Source organism: Streptomyces sp. bgisy027 (assembly GCF_057710365.1).
In genome coordinates, this window is sequence record NZ_JBYIVZ010000081.1 from 1 (window position 1) to 16,247 (window position 16,247).

General features: G+C 68.9%; 10 protein-coding genes. 7 read left to right on the forward strand and 3 right to left on the reverse strand.

All coding sequences use genetic code 11. From position 1 onward, the window contains the following. Together AC3ETA_RS45070 and AC3ETA_RS45075 are read left to right on the forward strand one after the other, a co-directional pair. On the forward strand, positions 1-335 hold a 335-nt coding region (locus tag AC3ETA_RS45070; protein ID WP_432198689.1), incomplete at its 5' end, for a hypothetical protein. Positions 336-635: 300 nt separating this feature from the next. Continuing rightward, positions 636-872: a hypothetical protein gene (locus AC3ETA_RS45075; RefSeq protein WP_432198690.1), complete on the forward strand. Its 237-nt coding sequence runs from the start codon at positions 636-638 to the stop codon at positions 870-872. Positions 873-1,064: 192 nt separating this feature from the next. Here the strand turns inward: AC3ETA_RS45075 and AC3ETA_RS45080 are convergent, their stop codons facing one another. From AC3ETA_RS45080 to AC3ETA_RS45090, 3 genes are all read right to left on the reverse strand, one after another. After that, entirely contained in the window at positions 1,065-1,667 is a 603-nt protein-coding gene (locus tag AC3ETA_RS45080) for an LmbU family transcriptional regulator (protein ID WP_432198691.1), read from the reverse strand. Positions 1,668-2,748: 1,081 nt separating this feature from the next. After that, positions 2,749-3,318: a thiamine pyrophosphate-dependent enzyme gene (locus AC3ETA_RS45085; RefSeq protein ID WP_432198692.1), complete on the reverse strand. Its 570-nt coding sequence runs from the start codon at positions 3,316-3,318 to the stop codon at positions 2,749-2,751. A 4-nt stretch (positions 3,319-3,322) separates the two neighbouring features. Continuing rightward, entirely contained in the window at positions 3,323-3,844 is a 522-nt protein-coding gene (locus tag AC3ETA_RS45090) for a thiamine pyrophosphate-binding protein (RefSeq protein ID WP_432198693.1), read from the reverse strand. 160 nt (positions 3,845-4,004) lie between these two features. On the opposite strand from AC3ETA_RS45090, the gene AC3ETA_RS45095 reads away from it, so the two are divergent. The 5 genes from AC3ETA_RS45095 to AC3ETA_RS45115 all read left to right on the forward strand — a co-directional run bounded on the left by AC3ETA_RS45095 (position 4,005) and on the right by AC3ETA_RS45115 (position 16,231). Further along, positions 4,005-5,819 (forward strand): non-ribosomal peptide synthetase, encoded by a 1,815-nt coding sequence (locus AC3ETA_RS45095; protein WP_432198694.1) that lies wholly within the window; start codon positions 4,005-4,007, stop codon positions 5,817-5,819. Positions 5,820-5,896: 77 nt separating this feature from the next. Beyond that, positions 5,897-7,069 carry an argininosuccinate synthase-related protein gene (locus AC3ETA_RS45100; protein WP_432198695.1) on the forward strand — a complete coding sequence of 391 codons (1,173 nt, stop codon included), beginning with the start codon at positions 5,897-5,899 and terminating at the stop codon, positions 7,067-7,069. Between the two features lie 5 nt (positions 7,070-7,074). Continuing rightward, positions 7,075-10,176: a non-ribosomal peptide synthetase gene (locus AC3ETA_RS45105; protein ID WP_432198696.1), complete on the forward strand. Its 3,102-nt coding sequence runs from the start codon at positions 7,075-7,077 to the stop codon at positions 10,174-10,176. Further along, positions 10,173-12,737, forward strand: a complete 2,565-nt coding sequence (locus AC3ETA_RS45110; protein WP_432198697.1) for a beta-ketoacyl synthase N-terminal-like domain-containing protein — start codon at positions 10,173-10,175, stop codon at positions 12,735-12,737. The genes AC3ETA_RS45105 and AC3ETA_RS45110 overlap by 4 nt, the downstream gene beginning before the upstream one ends. Then, positions 12,734-16,231 carry a non-ribosomal peptide synthetase gene (locus tag AC3ETA_RS45115; protein WP_432198698.1) on the forward strand — a complete coding sequence of 1,166 codons (3,498 nt, stop codon included), beginning with the start codon at positions 12,734-12,736 and terminating at the stop codon, positions 16,229-16,231. The genes AC3ETA_RS45110 and AC3ETA_RS45115 overlap by 4 nt, the downstream gene beginning before the upstream one ends. Positions 16,232-16,247: the final 16 nt, after the last annotated feature.

A 16,247-nucleotide genomic window follows, 5' to 3' on the forward strand; every position in this document is an offset into this window, starting at 1 on the left:
GTGCGCGGGAAGGGCATGTCGAATGGGTCTTTAGCCCCGATAACGTCATCACCCAGGACGTGGCGGCCCGTCAAGGTTACGCGTTACGAGTCTGCTGCGAGACTGCTGACAATGACCGTCGCGTACTCATCGGTACCGTGACTGACAAGACGACAGTCGCGTGGGACCCCCTGAACACGTGCCGCATCACCCAGGTCGGCATCGTCACACCCACCCCTGGTGAGCTAAGCGCCAACGGACGCATACGCCTGGGCGGCATGCGCAACGATCCTCTCCCCGCCAGCCTGCCGCTGCGGGGCTCGGAGATCGTGTTCGCCCCGGGCACCCGCGTATAGAACGGTCCCATGACCGCAGCGGAATCAGCGGCCCGCCGTAGGGCCAGGCTGTCTGCGGCGTGCGGCCCGGCGGGGACCGTCTGCGACTGACGCTTGCCGCCGCGCTGACCGGCTGCGGCTCCGACTCGGGCGGCGACGCGGGGGCGGCGGCGCCAGCCGCACCCCCGCGTTCGGCCGAACCATCGCCCGCCTCGCCCCCGCCCACGAAGCTCTCCTCTTCGCCGTCGCCGACCGCGGTGAAGCCGCCGAAGCCGTCAACCCCAGCTACGGGCATGTGCAGACGGAAGCTGCACGGTCGGCGTGACGAAGGGCGCCGAGATCCCGCGCGCCGACGGCCTTCGGGCGGGACCGTTCACGGTGACCGCCGTTGGTGCCCAGGGCGTGGACCTGACTTCGGTCGACGCGAGCGGATTCACCTCCGACCTGCTCGGGCAGCGCCTCGACCAGGGCGGACCCTCCATCGTCAACGAGCTGTCGATCGCCGTTCTTGCCATCGTGGGGAACCCTGCGAAGCTGCGGTTCGTCCCGGCGGAGTAGGGCGAGGGGCGTTTCGGCGGCGCCGCCGGGGAACTCCAGCGGGACCTAAAGCGCGAGCTGAGGCGTGAAGGTGTCTGCCTTGGGCTGCGGATTCTCCAGGTGCGGTGAGCGGGCGCGCCCGGTGAGGCGCCAGGGCTTCCGCCGCCGGACGGCTGGAAGACGCCACAGACTTGAGGCGGGCCAAATGGGTTCTCAGCGTCCGGGTGAGTCCTGCCGGCTCGCCTCGCGGTCGAGGCAGAGGACCATCCACTCTGTCAGTTCACGGCCGTGGCGCTCGGCGGCACTCGCCCATCTCTTCCCCTGCTCGCTGCTGACATCCATCCGTAGAAGTACGCGCTCCTCGGGTTCCTTCTGCGGAGCGATTAGCGTCTGGCGCACCTGCTGGCGGAGCATGTTCCGTGACCAGCCCTCCTGGGCGGCCTGTTTTAGCCAAATCGCGCGTTCCGCGGGCTCCACCGAAGCGACCTCCGCGTGATGCTGGAAGCTGAGATTCGGATGCCGTTCGGGCACTGCGTAATGCCGAGAGACCCAGGCATAATTGCGTAGTGTCTTGTAATCCAGCCCTGTCTCCTCTGCCGCCTGCCGGTATCGGTTGGGGTACTTCTCCTGGCCGTAAATCAGCCAGTCGCCGATCCACCAGCTTGAGGAGTCCGAGATGAGAAACAGATGTTTACCGAAGCGTTTCCATTCCGCCAGTGGGAAGTCAGGGGGCAGGGATAGACTGGTCCGGTGAGTGAATGCCTGAGGGTTGAGTCGAGGCGTGGGTGCAACTAGTGGATCGGCTACTTTCCCCATGCAGAAAACTTCCTTGGTGCAGAGCTGACTGATGGTTCGACGCGAGAAATGGTGAAGTCCGTTGCGTACGTGAGCAGCGGAGCACTCTATTCACAAGCGTGTGTCGGAACTGCGCCGACGGTGAACCCCATGACTACAGGTCAGGTCCGACGCCCTGATGCGCTGATTGATGCGAGAAATCTGGGCGACGTGACAGCGGCGTGCGGACGCTGCTATCGCTACGTCTCAACATTCGGCCTCTTCCCCGTTTCAACAATGGTCCATTAGTCAACGGCTTCCGGCTGCCGTGTCTTGGAAGAGCAAGCAACCCCGTCCTACCGTGAGCGCATTGTTACATTGCGTTCGAGTTGCGGTCTAGATCGTTCTGCTGTCGCGACCGTAAAAGATTGGTTCACGAGGTGGGGATTGGCGGCAATAGTCCGGATTTCACCTCGCTGGGCAGTAGCTCTTTCGGTGGGTACCGGGCGTTGACCTCGACGAACCGCGCCTTGTGTTCGAGGAGCGCGGTTGGCTTCAGGAACCGATTCCCACCGGAGGATGGGCGGAGATCTGAGGCCTGTGTGAGCTCGGGCCGGGAAGTTCCTTCGTCCTGAAAGCGTCGCCCCTGCACTGGGGCAGGAAGCCGAACGTGCTCACCGCGCCGTGCGACGGTCTGCGTGGTGTCGGCCCACGCCGACGGGTAGCGCGCCCTGCAACATGCCGGACCTGTCCAAGCTCGCCGAGGCCTGGTTGTGAACGGATGTCCCGCCGGCGGGACATCCGCACTGCTCGCCGCGCACGGTTCCTGCCAACTCAGGCCCGGCGAGACGAGGACGCTCAAGGCTCATAGGCAGGATGTCGTGCGGGACGTGGAGCTTGGGTTGCCGATGCTTGCCCACGGTCTTTGGCGCGAACTTGGACCGGCGCGTCCTCCCAGGGACTCGGCAGGTGGTGGCGGGCATCCCCGTGCTCCAGCCTGAGAAGAGCCCGGCCCTGAGTTCACCTGGGAGGCCGGGGCACTGGTGGTCGTGCGGGTGCCGGCAAGCCCGGCCGCTACAGGATGACGCGCCTACCAGCCGACGCGGGTGGTAGGCAGGGGCTGTTAGTCATGGCCCGCATACCGCGTGAAGCGCCGGGCGACGGAGGGCAGGTCGTCGGTAATTCGGGGCGGCGGGGGAGTGGAGTCCGGTCGCACCATGCAGCGGACGAATACCGGTGTGGCCGGTTTTTCGCTTTCGCGGCGCAGGATGCGTGTCAGCTCCTCCGCAGTGTCCACCACGTGCACCGACGGGATTCCGGCAGACGTTGCCCACCCTGTGAGGTCGACCTCGGGGGCGGGCGACGGCTGGCCCCCGGTTGAGTCGTAGCATCCGTCATCCAGCACCACGTGGATCAGCCCAAGATTCTTCGCCGCAGCGGCGGATATCAGACCACCAGGGTTCATCAGCACGCTTCCATCGCCGTCGAGCACCAGCGTGGTGCGCTGGGTGGCGAGGGCGATGCCGATACCCACACTGGCCGCCAATCCCATGGAGCCGGTCATGTAGAAGTGGTTCTCCCGCTCGCCCAGAGACGCGCCGATCCGGGACGTGTACCCGGTGGTGAAAACGGTGGGTGCTTCGGGCAGAGCACTCAGGGCTGCGGCGATCGCCGGAGTCTTCAGCAGCGGCATGGCCTCACACACTCCACTCGAACTCGTCAGGGCGGATCAGGAAGCAGAACGCGCGCTTCTCGACGGCGACCGCGTCGTGGGCGGACTTCATCTGTGTATGCGCCGTTTCGCCGGTGAGGTATTCGGATCCCACGCCGAGTCCGTCGAGGATCGTGGGCGTGAGCTGGCCCATGGCCAGATTTTCCGTGGTCGTGTCCGGGCCTGTGCCGCGCATGCTGACGATCAGCAGCAATGGCAGACGGTACGGCAGGGTCAGGGAGGCGAGGGCGTTCACGGACTGCCCGAACCCGGAGTTCTGCATCAGTACCACCGGGAGACCGCCGCTCAGGCTCACCCCGGCGGCCATACCCACGGCGCTGTCCTCGCGTGCGACCACGTGGTAATCCGGCCGCTGCGCCAGCAGGGAAAGCAAGGGCGCTAGCACTCCGCATGGAGTGGCAAAAAACGGGCCGAACCCAGTCGTTATCAGCGCGTCATGAACCTCGGAGGCAGAGCTCGCCGCTTTGGCGGAAAGAGTCGCTTTCACAGTTCTTTTCACCCCTTGTGTCGGCAATCTGCCGATGTAATGGCTGGCGAGTGTACGTGAACCCAGGGCTGCACCTTCCATCATTTATGGCAGTGACACTAGTCACACGAGTTGCTCTTCGGTGAATCTAATCCGCCGGGCTAGTCTTCCTGCTGCGATCTTGAAACGGGCCGGAACATGGTTATCCGAGGAGAGGTACGTGCCAGTAGGAAACAGGCTTGATGTTGCCCTTTATCGACGGCTTGCAGCGCACCCCGACCACGTCGCTCTGATTGAAGACGGAGAGAAGGTCACGGGTAAAGACCTGCTCATTCGTGTTATATATTTGTGCCAAAAGCTACGGGACTCCGGTGTGCGGCCCGGCGATCGTGTTGCCGTTTACCTGAACCGTTCTTCTGAATTCGTCGTCGTCATTCTGGCTGTGGTTTTCGCGGGCGGATCGCACGTCGCGATCGACGTGGGCGATCCGCCGGAACGCACCCGCGGGATGCTTGAGGACTGTGATCCACGGCTGGTCGTCACCGACCGGGCGCTCAGCGGCCGCCTCGGCGCAGGATCCCGTCTGCCCGTCCTTCTCATGGAAGACTGCGCGCCCGCATCGGACTCGATCGCCTGGGAGCCGGTTGCAGACCTGGAGGACGAACCGGCGGTCGTCATCTACACCTCCGGGTCTACTGGCGCTCCTAAGGCATCGCTCATCAGCCACCGCGCGGTGACCAGCCGTCTGAACGCCCTACAGCACTCCCACCGCCTTGGCCCGTCCGACCGGATGGTCCACCACACGGCGTGCAGCTTCGACATGTTCCTCATCGAGGTCTACTGGCCGCTCATGTTCGGCGCCACGGTGATCGTCGCCGAGCACGGCCGCCAGCGCGAACCGGAGTATCTGGACCGGCTCATGCGCGACGAGGGCGTGACGGTGCTCTACTGCGTGGTCTCCCTGCTCGACCTCTTCTTGCTGGCGCATGACGAGGATGTTCGTTTCGACGGCCTGCGCGCCGTATTGACCGGCGGTGAGCCGCTCAGTCCCGCGCTCGTTCGCCACTTCCAGGCACGGTCCACCGCCTCCCTGACGAATCTGTACGGCCCGAGCGAGTGCACCATCTACTGCACCGCTTGGGAGTGCCCACGCGATCCCGCGCCAGACACTGTGCTCATCGGCGATGCCGTCGATGACACCGTGCTGTGGATCCTCGACGAGGACGGACGCCCGGTCCCCGACGGTGCCCCTGGCGAGCTGTACATCGGTGGCGCGGGACTCGCGATCGGCTACCTGAACCGGCCCGAGCTCACCAAGGGGCGGTTCGTCCCGGACCGCCTCGGAGGGTCGGGCGGCCGGCTCTACCGCTCCGGCGACCTGGTGCAGCGGGAGCCGAGCGGTGACCTGAGGTTTCTCGGCCGCGTGGACCGCCAGGTCAAGATCCGTGGATACCGCATCGAGCTCGGTGAAATCGAGACCACCGCCGTCCGCCACGGCGGCGCACAGCAGGCGGCGGTGACTGTCACCGGCAGTGGCGCCGACGCCCGTATGACGGCATTCGTCGTCCTGCCCGGTGGGTCCGAGGCGACCGACCGGCTGCGCACCGCCCTGCGGGAACGCCTCCCCAGCTACATGGTCCCCGCCACGCTGCGCACCGTCGACGCTCTTCCCCTGACCCAGAACGGCAAGATCGACCGCGACCTGCTCGCCAAGTGGGCGGCACCCGAGGCGATGACGTCCGCGCCCGCGGACCAGTCGGCGGCGGCCGAACAGGGCCTAGAGGATGCCATCACTGAGATCTGGAGCCGCATCCTCACCGCCCCCGACCTGGGCCCCGACGACGACTTCTTCGAGGCCGGGGGTGACTCCTTCAAGGCCGTCCGCGCAGTGAAGCAGCTGCAGTCGGTCCTCGGGATCCCTATTTCCATGCGTGAGTTGCTGCGCAACCCGACCGTCACGGGGCTCGCCGCCACGCTCGACCGCCGCCTTCGCTGAGCCGCTCCGTCCCGTCTCGCCCCCGGCTGGCCCGCGTCCCCCACCGCGCCTTTCGAGTGTTTCAAGGAGAATCGCCGTTGTACGGCCAATTGATACGGTCCTTCCGTGATCTGACCGACCACGGATTCGACCTCCGCAGACCGGTCGTGACGCTGTTCAGCGGCGGGCTCGACAGTAGCTACCTGTTGCTCCGCCTCGTCCAGGCTGGTGCCTCCGATGTCCACGCGGTCAGCATCGATCTCGGCGGCGACGAGACCAGCGAGGAGAAGGCGCGCATCGCGGGGAAGATCGGCGTACGGTTCCACCACGTCGATGCCCGCTCGGAGTTCGCCGAACTCTATGTGCGTCCCGCCATCGCGGCTCACGGTGTGTACCTGGACACCCACCCCGTCAGTTCCACCCTGAGCCGTCCCCTCATCGCCAAGACCGTCATGGAGGTGGCCGAGGGGATCGGCGCCACGGCTGTCCTTCACACCGCCAATCGCTCCCAGAACTCCCTGCGCCGCATCAACGGAGCACTTGGTCTATTGGGATTCCGCGGCAGCTACGGCAGCCCATACGATCTCGACCCCGTAGACCGCGGCCAGAAGATGCACGAACTGAAGGCAGCGGGCGTCGACGAGATGGCAACGCGCGCCGTCAGCAGCGACTCCAACCTGTGGTGCCGCGAGTTCGAGTCCGGACTGCTCGACGACCCCGAGGCACACGCCGTGCCCGAGGAGTTCTATCGCTGGAGCTGCCTGCGCGACGCGACCGCGTCGGACCACGTCGAGATCACCTTCGACGCCGGGACCCCCGTGGCCGTCGACGGTGAGAAGCTCAAGCTGGAGGCGCTCATCGAGACGCTCAACACCCGGGCCGGCGCCTTCGGGCTCGGCCGCTACAGCGGTCTGGAGCACCTGGCCGACGGCTCCAAGGTCCTGGAGATCCGCGAGATGCCGGCCGCCCGCCTGCTCCTCGCATCGCGCCGCCACCTGGAGACCGCGGTCTTGGAGGCCGAGACCCTCCGGGAGAAGATCGGCGTCGAGCAGGTCTGGGTGCGCGAGGCGCTGGAGGGCCGCTGGTTCGGCGAACTGCGCCTGGCCTGCCAGGCGTTCGTTGACACGTGTCTGAAGAAGGTGAGCGGAATCGTCGGCTGGCGGCTGTCCGCTGGACGGGCAGAGACAACGTCCATCATCGGCGAGCACCCCTGCTACCTGCGCGACCGTGAGGCGTGGGAGCGCCGGTCGATCGCGGCTGAACTCCGGTGATCCACATGGACTTTCCCCTCTCCCAGCAGCAACGCCGCATCTGGACGGCCCGGCAACTCGACCCTGGCAGCGACGTCTTCAACGTGCCGGTCGCCTATGAGGTGACTGGACCCGTTGACGACGAGGCGTTCGACCGCGCGGTTCGTACCGTCGCACGACGGCACAACGCCCTGCTCCTGGAGATCGACGACAGCGCGGACAGCGACCCTAGACAGCGCTTGGGAGCCGTGCCCGCGCGGGTCGTCCGCGTCACCTCGTGCGCCGCGGACGAGGTGTGCACCGCCGTCGGCGAGGCGGCCTGCGCGCCCTTCACGAACACGGGACCACGCTTCCGGGTCCAGCTCTTCCGCAGCGCACCGGGAAGCGCCGTCCTCCTCTTCGTATTCGACCACCTAGTCATGGACGCGCTGTCCGTGTCCGTCTTCCTACGCGACCTCGCCGAGGAGTACGCATCCGACGGCCGGTCCGCTGCCGACGGCGACGCAGAGCCTCGAAGCCCTGGATTCGCGGACTACGTCGAGTGGCAACAGCGGCGCTTCGCGGATCCTGCCGTCGAGGCGGACGCCCGCAAGTACTGGGAGACCTATCTGCACGACCTGCGGGAGATCAACTCACCACCCTCGGTCGGCAGCACTCACAGGACACAGCGCATTGCGAAGGCATCCGCGCCCGTCCGCATCCCTGAGGGTGTGGCTGCGCGGTCGGCCCGTCTGAAGTGCACCCCGTTCGCCCTCCACATGGCCGCCTTCGCGGTCGTATTGCGGCACTTCCTGCGGTCTGAGGACGTGCTGCTGACCTATCCCGCCGCTGATCCGCAGCGGATAGAACTCGAACTGGTCGTGGGGCCGTTCACCGACCTGCTGGTCTATCGCAGTCCTGGCCTTGCGGACGCGACTCTGCTGGACTTCGCACGCGATGTCCACGGAGCCCTGATGGAGAGCATGGACCACCGCGGCGCACCGCTGGACGCCATGTGGGAGCAGGTCAGGGCCGCGAACCCCGCGGACGGACTGCGCGGTGCCGCGATGGTCTCCCTGACCGACACCGACGACGACTTCTCCCTGGCGCGCACGGTGACGCGCAAGCTCCCCTTGGACACCCGTGACGGCAAGGCCGACCTGCTGCTCGACCTCCACGATGCGGATGGCCGGGTGACCGGACGGTTGGAGTTCAACACCGCGCTCTACGACGAGCAAACGGCGCGGAGCCTTGCCGACGCCTTCCACGAAGTGCTGGTCCAGCTTCTGGAGGAACCTGCCACCCCGGCCGCCGCGGTCCGGCTGATGGACCGCACGGCACTGACGCAGGTCGTCGCGGACTGGGGCGCCCCGGAACCGGCACTGCCCTATGCCCCCCTCCACCAGGCATTCGTTGCCCGTGCCCAGGCGGCCCCGGAGCGTACCGCCCTGCGGTACGAGGGCACCGAGATCGGCTACGGCGAACTCGACGCGCGCACCCGCACCCTCGCGGCCCGGCTGACCGCCCTGGGCCTGTCCCCGGGGTCGCCCGTCGCGCTGTGCCTGCCCCGCTCGCCGGAGTACGTGATCGCGGCGATGGCCGTCCTTCGGTCGGGGCTGGCCTTCCTGCCCGTCGACACGGAACAGCCGGTGCGCCGCCGCGGTTTCGTGATCGCCGACGCAAAGGCGCGGGCCGTGGTGGTCCGCACGCGCGACGACGTGACGGGCACGGCGCAGGACCTGCCGGTGATCGCGCTGGACGAACTCACAGCAGCTGACGCAGAGTCGGCTCTCGACCCGGCGCCGGTACGCGACACCGACACGGCGTACGTCATCACGACGTCCGGCAGTACCGGATTGCCCAAGGCCGTCGCCGTACCGCACCGGGCCATCGCAAACAACATCGCCTGGAAGATCAGAGACTTTGGTTTCACCGACCAGGACCGCTTCTACTTCAAGACGCCTCCGGTCTTCGACGCCTCCCTCTGGGAGTACCTGACGCCGCTCGCCCTGGGTGCGGAGATCGTCATCGCCCCCGACTGGGCCCACCGTGATCCGCGCCACCTGTTGCACGAGATGCGCAAACACCGGGTGACCGTCGCCCAGTTCGTGCCGACGCTCCTGAAGAGCGTGCTCGCCGAGCAGGAGGCGGCACCGCCCGACTCTCTGCGCCGGGTCTTCGCCGGCGGCGAGAGCCTGGACCCTGCCGTCGTTGAGGCGGTGCGGTCGGTGTGGGGGTGCGAGGTCGTCAACCTCTACGGCCCCACCGAGGCCGCCATCGAGACGACGGCTCATCACTGCCGCCCAACGGACACAGGCCCACGGATGCCGATCGGCCGCCCTGTTCCCGGCGCCCGAGTCTTCGTCCTGGGCGCCGGCGACCAACCCCTGCCCGCGGGCTTCGTGGGCGAACTTTGCGTCGGCGGCACCCCGCTCGCCCTTGGCTACGTCAGCCGCCCCGAGCTGACCGCGGAGCGATTCGTGACCCTGCCGCTCACGGACGGCGAGGACCTGCGGGTGTACCGCACGGGCGACCTGGCCCGCTGGACAGCCGACGGCGAGCTGGAGTACTTCGGCCGCGAGGACTCCCAGGTCAAGCTGCACGGCATCCGTGTCGAGCTGGATGAGATCCGCCGACTTGCCCTCGGGCACCCGGACGTCGACGACGTCGCCGTGGTCGTACGACGCGACCGTGACGACGCCGTCGTGGCCTACCTGACGGGGAGCGAAGGGCTGGAGGGCGCGGCCGTGCGGGCGTACCTGGCCGAACGCCTGCCGGCCGCGCTGGTTCCCGCACAGGTAGTCCGCCTCGACGCACTACCGGTGACGGCGAGCGGCAAGCTCGACACCCGCGCGCTGCCGACGCCAGCAGCCGGGGACACGGTCACCGTCTCCGAGGCCCCGCGCACCGTCCTGGAATCGCGCCTGGCCGCCCTGTGGGCCGAGGTCCTCGGGACCACCCCGGACCGGGTGCCCCGTGACACCAGTCTGTTCGAACTCGGCGGCAGCTCACTGTCGTTGGTCCGCCTGCACCGGCGGATCAGAGAGGAGATCTCCCCCTCCCTCGCGGTGACCGACCTGTTCAAGTACCCGACGGTCGCCGCGGTGGCCAAGGCCGTCGCGGCCGACCGAGCCGAGGAGACGTCATGACCGATTCCCACCCCGAGCACGCCGTAGCGATCGTCGGTCTCGCCGGGCGTTTCCCTGGCGGCGGCGACGTCACCGCCTACTGGCAGCGGCTACTGAGCGGCGAGACTGCGGTCCGGCGCACGGAGGGTGCGGCCCCCGCATCGCCCGCGGGAACCCGCCGGGTACTGGTGGCCGGAGCCATCGACGACGTCGAATTCTTCGACGCGGAGTACTTCGGCATCGCACCCGCCGAGGCCGCCGCCATGGACCCGCAGCACCGCCTGTTCCTCGAAGAGGCCCTGCACGCGCTGGAGGACGCGGGCTGGGCCGACACACCCGGCGTCCGAGTGGGCGTCTTCTGCGGCAGCGGGGAGAACCGCTACGCCGCCCTCGCCGACCCTGACGACCCCGTGGCCCGGACCTACGTCGAGCAGTGGGGCAACCCTGCCTCGCTGCCCCTGCGGGTCTCCTACCACCTGGGCTTGCGCGGCCCCAGCGTTTACGTCAGCACCCTGTGTTCGACCTCGCTGACCGCCGTCCACCTGGCCCGGCGAAGCCTCCTCGCCGGTGACTGCGACCTCGCCCTCGCCGGTGCCGTCTCCGTCCAGCTCCCGCACGAGCACGGCTACGTCTGGCGCGACGGCGCGGTGACTTCCCCCACTGGTGTGTGCCGCCCCTTCGACGCGTCGGCGGACGGCACCGTGCCCGGCAGCGGAGTCGGCGTCGTCGTCCTGCGTCGGCTCGACGACGCCCTGCACGACGGGGACACCGTGCACGCGGTGATCCGCGGTTCCGCCCTGAACAACGATGGCGCGGACCGGCTGAGCTTCGCCGCGCCGTCGGTGACAGGCCAGCGCGACGTCATCCTCGCCGCCGCCGAAGACGCCGGGATCGACCTGGGCACCGTCGGCCTCGTCGAGGCCCACGGCACGGGCACGGCGCTCGGCGACCCCGTGGAACTGGCCGCGCTGCGCGAGGCCCGGGCCGCGCACAAGGCATCCGGGCCGCTCGCCGTGGGCGCAGTGAAGTCCTCGATCGGCCACCTGGACACGGCCTCCGGGATCGCCGGACTCGTCAAGGCGACGCTGGCCGTGCGGGAGGGCGTCCTGCCCGCCACCGCGCACCACACCAAGCTGAGCCCGGAGATCGACCTGGCGGACAGCGGGATCCGCATCAACACCGAGACCCGGCCATGGCCGGACTCCGGGCAGCCGCGCCGCGCCGGAGTCACCGCCCTCGGCATGGGCGGCACCAACGCCCACGTGATCGTCGAGGAACCGCCACCGGCACCGGCCTCCAACGCGGACGGCGAGCCGTGGATCATCCCCCTCTCCGCGCACACCTCGGAGGCGTTCCGGCACCTGAGAGGTGCCCTCGCCCGGGAGCTGGAGCGGCAGCCGGAGTTCCCGGTCGCCGACGTGGCGGCCACGCTCCAGTTGGGCCGCCGCAAGCACCCGTGGCGGCGGGCCTGGGTCGCCGCACGCACCGCCGACCTGAGCACGGCCCTCGCTGCCGATCCGCAGCCCCGCGCACTCCAGGAGCGGGTCGTGACCGTACGGCCGGACCTCGTGCCCGGCGCGCCTAGCGCCGAGCTCGACGCGCGGCTGCCGCAGCTCGCCGAGGCCCTGGGGCGAGCCGGGGCCGCCGACGAGGCAGGCCGCCGCCTATGGCGCTTGTACGGAGGCCTGACCGCGCTCATGGACGTGGGTGCCCGACCGGACGCGCTGGTCGGCGTCGGGGCCGGCGAATACGTTGCCTGCGCCGTCGCGGGCGCCCTACCCACCGACATTGCGCTGCGGGCCGCGCTCCTGCACACCCAGGCCGTGGGGCTCGCGGAGGCGGGCCAGGACCTCAGCCGCTGCGAGTCGCTGCTGGAGGAGATCGACCGGCTGCTCGAACCGGTGGCGTACAGCGCCCTGACCATCGAGGTGAGGTCGGCGCAGCAGGGTACGGTCCTGCCCGTCGGGCACGAGGGCACGGCCCGCCACCTGGCGGAGATGTCCCGCGACGCCGTCATGGACCCCTGCGCGGCACAGGTGCCACAGGGCGGCCTCGACCTGGCCGAGGGCCTGGTCTCCTGGACGGCGTGGCTCGGCCTCCTCGCCGGCACCTGGGAACGCGGCGGCGACATCGACTGGACGCGGCTCCGAACCGGCAGCCTCGGTCGGCGCATTCCGCTGCCCGCCTACCCGTTCGCGCGGCAGCGGCACTGGTGGCCGAACGTGTCCGAACCGGCCGCAAGGGAAGAAGCCGCCGCGGATGCCGCTGCACCGCTGGCGCGGGAGGACGTCTCCATCGTTCTCACCGCCATCTGGCGCGATGTCCTGGGCGTCGACGACATCCAAGAGGATGACGACTTCTTCGCCCTCGGCGGCCACTCCATCATCGCTGTGCAGGTGCTGGCCCGGCTGCGGGAAACCTACGGCGTCCGCATCAACCTGGGCGACCTGCTCGCCGCGGAGTCCTTCCGGGAGATGGCGACGCTCGTCGAGAAGGAGCTGGCAGCCATGCACCTGTACCGGCAACTGTCCGAGGACCGGGCAGCCGACGGTGACACGACCTGGCAGTCGGTGGAACTGTGAGCCTGTCACGCCTGCTTGCCGACCTGGCCGCCGCCGGCGTTCGCCTGTCTCTTGACGGCGACAGACTGCTGGCCTCCGCCCACGGCGGCGACATACCGGAGGAACTCCGGCAGGAGATCCGGTCCTGCCGCGCCGAGATCGTCGACTTCCTGCGGGAGCAGCGGGAGGAGGAGGCGCGCCGCAGCGTCCGCATCGAACGGGCCGACCGAGGTGCCCCGCTGCCCGCCTCGTACGCCCAGCAACGCCTGTGGCTCGTCGAGCAGCTCGGCACAGACCTGCCCGTCTACAACATGTACTTCGCCTACGACCTCGAAGGCCCCGTCGACGTGGCGGCCCTGCGCGCCGCTGCCGAGAAGGTGATGCACCGTCACGAGGTGCTGCGCACTGCCCTGGTGGAGACCGACGACGGACTCGTGCAGTTGGTCAGCCCAGAGTGCCCGGCGGACTTCCGGGTACACGACGTGACCGACGGCGGCCACGACGAGCTGCTCTTCGAGATCGTCACCACCCGCTTCGACCTGTCCCGGGCCCCGCTCATCCGCTTCGACCTACTGAAGAAGGGGCCGCAGAGCTGGACCTTCGTGCTCACCCAGCACCACGTCATCTCCGATGGCTGGTCAGCCGGGCTGCTACGCAAGGAGCTCTCGGAGCTCTACGCAGCTCGACTGGAGAACCGGGCGGCACGGCTCGCCGACCTCGATGTCCACTACGCCGACTACGCGGTTTGGGAACAGTCCTGGCTCGGCGGCGAGATGGCCGAGCGGCAGCGGTCGTACTGGAGGCGGACGCTTGCGGACCTGCCAGCTCCGTTGGAGCTGGTCCCCGGTCGGAAGCGGCCGACGGTGCAGAGCTTCCACGGCTCCGAGCTCCTCTTCCGGTTGGGCGCCGACACGGTCGCGGCCGTGGGCCGACTGGGCTCCGAGACCCGCAGCACCATGTACGGCACCCTCGTCGCCGCCTTCAGCCTGCTGCTGTCGCGGATGTCTCGAACTGACGACATAACCGTCGGCAGCCCACTCGCCAACCGCGCGTACCCGGCCCTGGAGCGGACCCTGGGCCTGTTCTTCAACTCGATAACCATCCGCACCCGCATCGATGCGGAGGAGTCCGTCCGTGACTACGTCCGGCGCTGCCGGCGCGCAGTCCTGGAGGCATTCGCCCACCAGGACCTTCCGTTCGACCAGGTGGTCTCCGCGGCGGCGCCGGAGCGCAGCGCCTCCCATTCCCCGGTGTTCCAGTCCCTCTTCATCTTCCAGAGCTATCCGGACGAGGAGCTGGAGCTGCCCGGCGTGAAGGCCCGGCAAGCCGACTGCCCGATCTACTCGGCCCAGTACGACCTGATGTTCAAGGTGCAGCCGGACACCGAGGGCCTCCAAGGACAGCTCATCTTCAACGACACGCTGCTCTCCCGCGAGGACGCCGAGCGGTTCGTCGCCCTGTACGAGCGGCTGGTCATCGCTATGTGCGACCACCCGGACGCCGCAGTCGGTTCCCTGGAACTGGCGGACCCGGCCGACGCCCGGCGGATCGACGCCTGGAACGCGGCGGCGCGCGTTCCCGTGCCAGCACGACCGGTGTACGACGAGATACGGCAGGCCCTGGCCGAGGACCCACAACGCCTTGCGGTCCTCTTCCGCAGACGGCGGGTGAGCCGCGGCGAGCTCGCCGCGGCCGCCGCGCGCGTGGCGGCAGGCCTGCGCGACGCGGGCCTGCGTCCCGGTCAGCGGGTCGGCGTCCTGGTGCCTCGCTCGCCCGACTTGCTGGCGCTCGTCCTGGGCATTCTCCACGCAGGACTCGTCTACGTGCCGCTCGACGGACGCTCGCCGCAGAACCGGCTCACGGCCATGCTGGACCGAGCCGCCTGCGCGGCCCTGGTGACGGCCGGACCGTACACGGACCACTGCCGCGGCAGCGCCGCGCTCCGGCTACGCTCCGAGGAACTCCTGGAGAGCGGTGCACCCCCCGTCGACCCCCATACTCCGGACCCGGACGACGCCGCCTACGTCATCTTCACCTCCGGATCCACCGGGCACCCCAAAGGCGTAGAGGTCAGCCATTACAACCTGACGAACCTGTTCGTCGCGCTCGACCGGGCCGTACCGCTGCCGGAAAACCCGGTGTGGGCGGCCGTGACCGCCGCGACCTTCGACATCTCCGTCGTCGAACTTCTGTGGACACAGGCCCGCAGGGTGCCCGTCGTCCTCGCCGAGACCTCCGAAACCCTCACTCTCGGCGGCGCCGACGACTCCCGCACACTGCCCGAACTGATCCTCGCCGAAGGGGCCAACGCCCTCCAGGCCACGCCAACCCTGCTGCGCAGCGTGCTGCGGCTGCCCGACGCGGAGAAGGCCCTGAGTCGGCTGCGGCTCCTCATGGTCGGCGGCGAGGCCCTGGACGCCACCCTGGCCCGCAGGCTCAAGGACCTCGGCATCCCGACCGTGCTCAACATGTATGGCCCGACCGAGACCACCGTGTGGTCAACATGCTGGCAGGTGCCGGACGCCCCCGAGCCGGTCCGCATCGGGCAGCCGCTCGCCAACAACGACGTATACGTCGTCGACGACCGACTCACTCCGCTGCCGGTCGCCATGTACGGCGAGCTCGTCATCGGCGGCGCCGGGGTCGCTCACGGCTACGTGGGCCAGCCAGAGCTGACTGCGCAGCGCTTCGTGACCCTGGGCCGAGACCCCGGCACCCGGGTGTACCGGACTGGCGACATGGGGCGGTGGCTGCCCGACGGCACCCTGGAGGTCGTCGGCCGGATCGACAACCAGGTCAAGGTCAACGGCCACCGGGTGGAACTGGAGGAGATAGAGCAGGCGCTCAACTCCCTACCGGGAATCGCCGACTGCGCAGTGTGTGTGCAGCGCACCCCATCCGGCTCGGCCCTGGTGGCGCATTGCGTCCCCGCACACGGCAGCGGTATTGATGAGGCTGCCCTGATCGTGGGCCTCGGCCATACACTCCCCGATGCGCTGATCCCCGTTGCCTTCGCCACCACGCCCGAACTGCCCACGACCACCGGCGGCAAGGTGGACCGGCGGGCCCTCCCGGAGATCCCGCTCGCCGCGCCCGCCCGCCCGACCGTGGAGCCCGAAGGCGCTCTGGAGACCGGTCTGCTGGCCGTATGGCGCGAAGTGCTCGCCAACCCCTCCGTCGGCCCAGATGACGACTTCTTCCAGGCCGGCGGAAACTCCATCCTCGTGGCCCGGCTGCTGAGCGCCGTGCGCAGGGAACTGGTGCCCGACGCCCGCATCGTGGACCTCTTCCGCCACCCCACGGTGCGCCGGTACGCCGCCCATGTCACACGGCCCGGACAGAGCGCCGGGACCCCGGGGCGGCCAGGGGAGCGGACTGCCACCGAGGTGAACGAGCGGATCGATGCACGGCGCATGGCGCAGCAGCAGCGGCGCGAACAGGTTCGGCGCAAGAGGGAGATCGCCGCGGCCCGGCAGCAACGGCCACCGTACGCACGCGAATCCGACGGCGCTTGACCCCTTCGCATACCGC

Coding starts and splice junctions, on each gene's coding strand:
- AC3ETA_RS45080 (WP_432198691.1), bottom strand. CDS start 1,667: ATGGGGAAAGTAGCCGATCCACTAGTTGCACCCACGCCTCGACTCAAC.
- AC3ETA_RS45085 (WP_432198692.1), bottom strand. CDS start 3,318: ATGCCGCTGCTGAAGACTCCGGCGATCGCCGCAGCCCTGAGTGCTCTG.
- AC3ETA_RS45105 (WP_432198696.1), top strand. CDS start 7,075: ATGGACTTTCCCCTCTCCCAGCAGCAACGCCGCATCTGGACGGCCCGG.
- AC3ETA_RS45110 (WP_432198697.1), top strand. CDS start 10,173: ATGACCGATTCCCACCCCGAGCACGCCGTAGCGATCGTCGGTCTCGCC.